Consider the following 7,279-nt stretch of genomic DNA (forward strand, 5'->3'; position numbering starts at 1 on the left):
ATCATATGGGATGTTACAATTACGCAACCGGAGATCGTCATGCAGTGGCTTCCAGATGTTGAAGACGTAATCGAAATCCACGATCATCTTGTGAGGCTATCGGAACAAGTCAAGATAGTTGTCGCCTGATTCATGCAATCACCTGCCTTCTATTTCAGCTTGGGTAGAGTCCCGAACGACGCTGTCCCGTTCCGGGTTGAGCGTGACGGCCCCGATCGGTGTCCAGTCCCGTGTCTGCCCGGACCAGCGCGCCGGGTGACGTTCGCGGGCTTGAAGATAGGTCTGGTGCCGTGCCGCCAGGATCGCATGGTCTTCCCCGGCATGCCGTTGGGCGGGGGTGACGTAGCGCAGGCCGCTGTGGCGGTGCTCGACGTTGTACCAGTGCACGAAGTGCTGTCCCCACTGGCGGGCTTCGTCCAGGCTGGCGAAGCCGCGCGCCGGGAATTCGGGGCGGTACTTCGCCGTTTTGAAGAGCGATTCGACGAAGGCGTTGTCGTCGGACACCCTGGGGCGAGAGTATGAGGGCTTGATCCCCAGCCAGTGCAGCATCGCCAACACCGTGGTGGCCTTGAGCGTGCTGCCGTTGTCGCCGTGCAGCACGGGTTTTTCCGGCAGGGCGTGGAGGCCTTCGGCCAACGCGGTGCGCTTGAGCAGGCTCACCGCGTGTTCTGCCTCATCGGTGGCATGAATCTCCCAGCCGACGATCTTGCGGCTGTACAGATCCATGATCAGATACAGGTAGAACCACTGCCCCTTCACGTGGGTGGGCAGGTAGGTCATGTCCCAGCACCACACTTGTCCGGGGGCGCTGGCTACGTGCGTCGTCGGCGCTCGCGTGCGCTGCGGCGCACGGCTGCGCCCACGGTGACGGGTTTGTCCGTGGGCACGCAGCACGCGCTGAAAGCTCGATTCGCTGGCAAGATAGACGCCCTCGTCGGCCAGCGTGGGGACGATGCGCGCCGGGGGTTGGTCGGCTAAACGGGGCTCGTTGGCCAACGCCTGGATCCTCGCCCGTTCTTCGTCGCTGAGCGCATGCGCCGGCTGCGCACGCTTTGCCAGGGGCCTGCGGTCCCCCTGGCGCAGTCCTTCCTGCGCTTTCCAGCGCTGCAGGGTGCGCAGCGTCATGCCTGCGACCTCGCAGGCCGGGCGTAGGCGCGCGCCGGCTGCGTGTGCCTCATCGATGTGTCGGACCAGTGTTTGGCGATCTTCCAGGCCGATCATGCGTCCTCGTCCTTGGGGAAGATCGCTTCGAGCTTTTTTGATAGCACCAGCAACGCTGCCGCTTCGGCCAGCGCCTTTTCCTTGCGGCGCAGGTCGCGCTCGAGTTCCTTGATGCGACCCCGCTCGGCCTTCTTCTCCCGCAGAGCCTGCCGTGCGACTTCCTCGGGCTCATCGAGCGCCTGCAGGGCGGCGGTGCGCCATTGCTCGAGCGTCTGGGGATACACGCCATGCTCGCGGCACCAGGCCCCTTTGCTCGCCTCGTCCATCGCGGCGGTCGAGAGCACCGCTTCGAATCGGGCCCCCGCACTCCAGCCCCGCTCGCCAACGGGCTGGGAGAGCGCCTCGGCTCGCCAGCGCGCTAGCGTCGCAGCTGAAATGCTCAGCTCTCGCGCCAGCGTCTGCACCGCGACACTTTCTGGCGGCAACAGCCGTGCAACCGCCCTGTCCTTGAAGGACTGTCCGTATCTGGCCACTTCGTTCTTCCTTTGTCGCCCTCTGGTTTCAGGATCTATCGAGACGACAACTATTCTGACACAGAGGGCTATTCGAGAGCGATGACGACCCTATCTCTCCCCCAGGCATCAGGTCATTGAACCTTCTCGAGTCGGCCTGTTATAGACCATTGACCGCCATCGGCAAGACTGAGAAGTACCCTTCTATTGAACAGAAGGCCGCGGCACTATTCCATTCACTCACGAAGAATCACCCTTTCCACAACGGAAACAAACGAACTGCTGTTGTAACGTTGCTTATGCTCTTGCATCGCAATGACCGAATCCTTTCAATGAGCGTTAATGATAACACTTTGTATGACTTTGTTATCGCTGTGACATCTGATGAATTTCCGACACCGAATCACAGCCTATCTACCGATCAAGTAGTAGAAGAAATCGCCAAATGGATCAAATCCAACACTCAAACGAGCCAAATAAAGCTTGGTGCCATGAAGATCTCCGAGTTCAAGAAGAAGTGTGAGCTGGCCGGTGCCAAAATCAAAGACACCGATGGTGGCGCCTTTGTTATCTCACACAAAGATAAAAGCATCCGTATCAGCCATAGTACAAAGGAATTATCTGGACCCGTCGTCGTAACCTATCTAAATCGTCTGAACCTAAACGAAGCAAAGTCCGGAATTCCGCTGTCTGAGTTTCAACAAGGTGTATCCGCTGAGCGGGAGCAAATCCACCGCTTCATAGCTACATTGAAGCGCCTTGCAAAAATTTGACCTGAATCCGTGCTCTGCCTTTGATCGTCGCGCCCCGTGAGAATGTACCTGTCGCATCCCATATGATTGTCTTCCAAAAAGATGCTATCCTCTTTTCTGGGCCAGGAAGGCGTTAGACTCCCTCCGGGCCGAGGCCAAAGCAGCTTTAGCTTCCCAAGCGCAGCCGAACGAGGAGAAAGGGAGATGATCATCCGGTTGCACAAGAATGCCCGCACGACACCAGCGATTCGACGAGAGATCCAGGAGAGTCGCCTGACCACGAAAGAACTGGCGCTCAAGTACGGCGTAAGCCGCTGCACCATCCGCAAATGGCGCAGGCGAAACTCGGTCGAGGATCGTCCTCATACCCCTCACCGCATCCGTGCGACGCTCACCCCGGAACAGGAAGCGATTGTGGTTTGCTTGAGAAGAACGCTTCTTCTGCCCCTGGACGACCTTCTTGCCGTGGTGCGGGAATTCATCAACAAGGAGATCTCCCGTTCGGCGCTCGACCGCATGCTGCGGCGGCATAACGTCTCCAACCTGAAGGCCTTGATCGCCGAAAAGGAAGGTGAGAGGTCTGAGAAAAGCACAAAGTCGTTTCGGGACTACGAGCCCGGTTTTGTCCATGTCGACATCAAGCACCTGCCGAAGATGCCCGATGAGCCCCACGGCCGCTACCTCTTTGTCGCCATCGACCGGGCGAGTCGCTGGGTCTATTTCGAGGTCCATCGGACAAAAGAGGCGAAGAATGCCGCAGCCTTCCTTGAGCGTCTGGTCAAGAAAGCCCCTTTCAAGATCACCAAGGTGCTCACGGACAACGGCAAAGAATTCACCGACCGCTTCTGCGCCACAGGGGAGCGTCAAGCAACGGGAAGGCATCTCTTTGACCAGACGTGCCAGCAGCACGGTATTGAACATCGCCTCACCCCGCCGCGACATCCGCAGACCAACGGGATGGTAGAGCGGTTCAACGGCCGCATTGCTGAACTATTGAAGACCACTCGCTTCCGAAGTAGCAAGGAATTGGAGGAGGCGCTCATGCGCTATGCACACCTCTACAACCATCAGATTCCGCAGCGATCCTTGGGACATGTCGCTCCCATCGAGGCACTGAAGCGATGGCAGAGGGAGCGACCGGAGTTATTCAAAAAGCGTGTATATCAATCTCACTGGTCGCGACAACACTACGTTCCTAACCGGTAGCCATTGGGATTCTGCGCTTGCCACCGCCAGGCGTCGCGGCACATCTCTGCAAGCGTCCGTGACGCGCGCCACCCGAGTTCAGTGTGCGCTTTGCTCGGATCGGCCCAGCAGGCGGCGACGTCCCCCGGTCGCCGCGGGGCGATCTCGTAGGGAATGCGCCGACCGCTCGCCGCTTCGAACGCCCGGACCATTTCGAGCACCGAGACGCCACGCCCCGTCCCCAGGTTGAACGCCTCGCAGCGGGGCGGCGCATCGGGGGCAAGCAACGCTCGAAGCGCCGCCAGGTGCCCTTCCGCAAGGTCCATCACGTGGAGGTAGTCGCGCACACCGGTTCCATCCGGTGTGGGGTAATCGTTGCCAAAGATGCGTAACTTCGGCAGTTTCCCCACCGCGACCTGGGTGATAAACGGCATCAAGTTGTTGGGAATGTCGTTCGGATCTTCGCCGATCAAACCCGACGGGTGGGCGCCCACCGGGTTGAAATAGCGCAAAATCGCGATCCGCCACGTCGGGTCGGCACGGAAGGTGTCGCGCAACATCTCTTCGATGATCAGTTTCGTCCGACCGTAGGGGTTAGTCGCCGAAAGGGGATGCGTTTCGGTGAGCGGCAGCTGCTGCGGCTCGCCATAGACCGTCGCCGACGAACTGAAGACCAGGCACTTCACCCCCGCAGCAGCCATCGCCTCCAGGAGGCGCAACGACCCGACGACGTTGTGGTCGTAATAGAGCAACGGCTTCGCCACCGACTCGCCGACCGCTTTTTTGCCGGCAAAATGGATCACCGCGTCGCTCGGGTAGCGGGCAAACGCGGCGTCGAGCGCGGCGCGGTCGCGCACGTCCCCTTCGATCACCGTGACCCTTCGCCCGGTGATCTGCTCGACGCGGCGCAACGCCTCGGGGTGGCTGTTGCTGAAGTTATCGAAGACCACCACCTCGAACCCCGCTTCAAGGAGCACCACGACGGTGTGCGAGCCGATGTATCCAGCCCCCCCTGTGACCAAGATGCGCATCGCGTTTGATCTCTAAAAAGTCTATCCCTTGATTGAACCATGAGGGCGGGTAGAATGACAAGATGCTCACAAGCGCCGAAGCCCAGCGTCGCCTTGCCCGCGACGGCCCAAACCTGCTGCCTGGTGCAGCGCCTCGATCGATGGCGTCGATCGCGTTGGAGGTCGTGCGCGAACCGATGTTTCTGATGCTGATCGGCGCGGGGAGCATCTATCTGCTGCTCGGCGACACAGGCGAAGCGCTCTTTCTGCTCGGCTTCGTGTTTGTCGTCATCGGCATCACGCTCGCGCAAGAGCGCAAAACCCAACGGGCGCTGGAATCTTTACGCGATCTCTCGGCTCCGCGCGCCCTGGTCATCCGTGACGGGCAAGAGCAGCGCATTCCTGGCCGCGATGTAGTCGTCGGCGACCTGTTGGTGCTCCACGAAGGTGACCGCATTGCTGCCGACGCCCAGCTGATCAGCGGTCAGATCGACGTCGACGAATCGCTCCTCACCGGTGAAGCGGTGCCGGTGAGCAAAATGGCTCAACCGCTGGAAGAGAGCCCCAGCGCAATGCCTGGCGACTCCGGCAGCGCAACCCTCTTTGCCAGCACGGTGGTCACTAAGGGCGTTGGCCTTGCCGTGGTGACGGCCACAGGAGCCCGCACCGCAGTAGGGCGCATCGGGGCAGCACTAACCCACACCGAAGAGGCCGAATCGGGACTGCAGCGTGCGTCGGCGGCGTTGGTTCGCACCCTCACCCTGATCGCGCTGGTTCTTGCTTTGGCGCTGGTGTTGCTGAAGTGGCTATGGGACGGGGAGCCCGTGCTGGAGAGCCTGCTCTCAGGAATCGCTCTGGCGATGGCCATTCTCCCTGAAGAAATTCCGGTGATCCTCACGGTATTCCTCGCTTTGGGCGCCTGGCGGCTCTCGCAGGTCCAAGTGCTGACCCGCCGCATCCCCGCGGTCGAGGCGCTGGGCGCGATCACCGTGTTGGCCGTCGACAAAACCGGCACCCTCACGCAAAACCGCATGCAAGTGGCAGAACTGGTCGTTGACGGGGAACGGTTCGACGCAAGCAGCGATGGCTTGCCGGAGCAGTTTCACACGCTGGTCGAGTTTGCGATGCTCGCGACGCCCCATGACCCCTTCGACCCCATGGAGAAGGCAATCCAGGCCTTCGGTCATGCCCGGTTACAGGGCACCGAACATGTGCATGACGACCGCAACCCGACGCGGCAATACGACCTCGCGCGCGATATCCTAGCGATGACGCGGGTCTATGCAACCGATCGACCAGAGCTTTTTGCGCTCGCGACCAAGGGTGCCCCCGAAGCCGTGGCAGACCTCTGCCACCTTCCGGAAGCAGGGCGCGCAGCCCTTTTGCGCCAAGTCGAGGAGATGGCTGCGCGCGGCCTGAGAGTTCTGGGCGTTGCACGCGGCACCTGGCAATCCTCGAACGCCGACGCCCCCTGGCCGACGAGCCAGCACGATTTCGACTTCCGCTTTCTCGGCTTGATCGGTCTCATCGACCCCCCTCGCCCTGAGGTGCCGGCGGCGATTGCCGAGTGCCGCGCTGCCGGCGTGCGCATCGTGATGATGACCGGTGACCATCCCGCCACCGCGCGCGCCATCGCCAGCCAGGTCGGACTCTCCGAGCGCCCCGAGGTGATCACCGGTCCCGAGATCGCTGCGCTCGACGACGACGCGCTGCGGGTCCGTCTGCGCAACGTCGATATTTGCGCTCGTCTTTCGCCCGAGCAAAAATTGCGGCTGGTCCGCGCCCTGCAGGCCGATGGCGAGGTAGTGGCGATGACCGGTGATGGGGTCAACGACGCGCCAGCACTCAAGGCCGCGGACGTCGGCATCGCCATGGGGGCGCGCGGCACCGACGTCGCGCGCGAGGCAACTGCGTTGGTGCTGCTCGACGACAGTTTTGCCAGTATCGTCACGGCCATCCGTGGCGGACGGCGGATTTACGACAACATCACCAAAGCCACCCGTTTCGTCTTTGCCGTCCACATGCCGATCATCGCGCTGACGTTGATCCCGGCACTCTTGCATTGGCCGGTCTTGCTGCTCCCCGTACATATCGTGCTGTTGGAGCTGATGATCGACCCAGCATGCTCTGTGGTGTTCGAAGCGGAGCCCGAAGAGCCTGACGTGATGAACCGGCCGCCGCGCCCTCGTGATGCTTCGCCCTTCTCTGCAGGTAATATTTGGATCGGCGTGGTGCAGGGTGGCGGGTTGGCTGCGATCCTGCTGCTCGGCCATCGCGCGATGACGGCGTGGGGCGTGGACGAAGCGCACGCGCGCAGCACCGTGTTCATTGCCGTGGTCTTGAGCGTACTGCTGCTGATTGCTGCCAATCGCCAACGGATCTTCGCTGCATCACTGGCACTTGGTCACCCGGCCAACAAAAACCCGTGGATCTGGCCGATGGTCGGAGCAGTCGCCCTGCTTCTGGGTGCGGTCTTTGGCGTCTCCGTTCTGCGCCAGATCATGGGGCTGGCGATCCCAGCGGGGGCTGAACTCGGTGCCATCGGTTTGCTGATCCCTCTGGCAGCACTCTGGTTGTGGACGGTCCGTACCCTCCAGCAAAAATTTCTTCCTTCTAGGAGCAATTCATGACGACACCCACCAACACCATGACTTTTACT

The 7,279-nt window shown here is 61.1% G+C and carries 5 protein-coding genes; 3 read left to right on the forward strand and 2 right to left on the reverse strand.

Translation table 11 applies throughout. The features are described from left to right. Window positions 1-138: 138 nt before the first annotated feature. Window positions 139-1,694, reverse strand: a protein-coding gene (locus ACYQ6T_RS07800; protein WP_459829638.1) for an IS3 family transposase whose coding sequence is annotated in 2 segments (ribosomal slippage) — window positions 139-1,262 and window positions 1,262-1,694 — 1,557 coding nt in all. Because the reading frame shifts where the segments join, the coding sequence is not laid out codon by codon here. A 116-nt stretch (window positions 1,695-1,810) separates the two neighbouring features. Between ACYQ6T_RS07800 and ACYQ6T_RS07805 the strand changes: the two genes are divergently transcribed. Continuing rightward, complete coding sequence (locus ACYQ6T_RS07805) at window positions 1,811-2,446, forward strand: type II toxin-antitoxin system death-on-curing family toxin (RefSeq protein WP_459829640.1); 636 nt, start codon at window positions 1,811-1,813, stop codon at window positions 2,444-2,446. 183 nt (window positions 2,447-2,629) lie between these two features. Then, window positions 2,630-3,631: an IS481 family transposase gene (locus ACYQ6T_RS07810; RefSeq protein ID WP_459829649.1), complete on the forward strand. Its 1,002-nt coding sequence runs from the start codon at window positions 2,630-2,632 to the stop codon at window positions 3,629-3,631. On the opposite strand, the gene galE is transcribed toward ACYQ6T_RS07810, so the two are convergent. Continuing rightward, the gene (gene galE, locus ACYQ6T_RS07815) at window positions 3,613-4,641 is read right to left on the reverse strand and encodes a UDP-glucose 4-epimerase GalE (protein WP_459829642.1); all 1,029 of its coding nucleotides are present in this window, start codon (window positions 4,639-4,641) and stop codon (window positions 3,613-3,615) included. The two genes, ACYQ6T_RS07810 and galE, sit on opposite strands and share 19 nt — an antisense overlap. A 62-nt stretch (window positions 4,642-4,703) precedes the next feature. Between galE and ACYQ6T_RS07820 the strand changes: the two genes are divergently transcribed. Next, the gene (locus ACYQ6T_RS07820; RefSeq protein ID WP_459829644.1) at window positions 4,704-7,250 is read left to right on the forward strand and encodes a cation-translocating P-type ATPase; all 2,547 of its coding nucleotides are present in this window, start codon (window positions 4,704-4,706) and stop codon (window positions 7,248-7,250) included. Window positions 7,251-7,279: the final 29 nt, after the last annotated feature.

The sequence above is a fragment of the Hydrogenophilus islandicus genome (assembly GCF_054657095.1).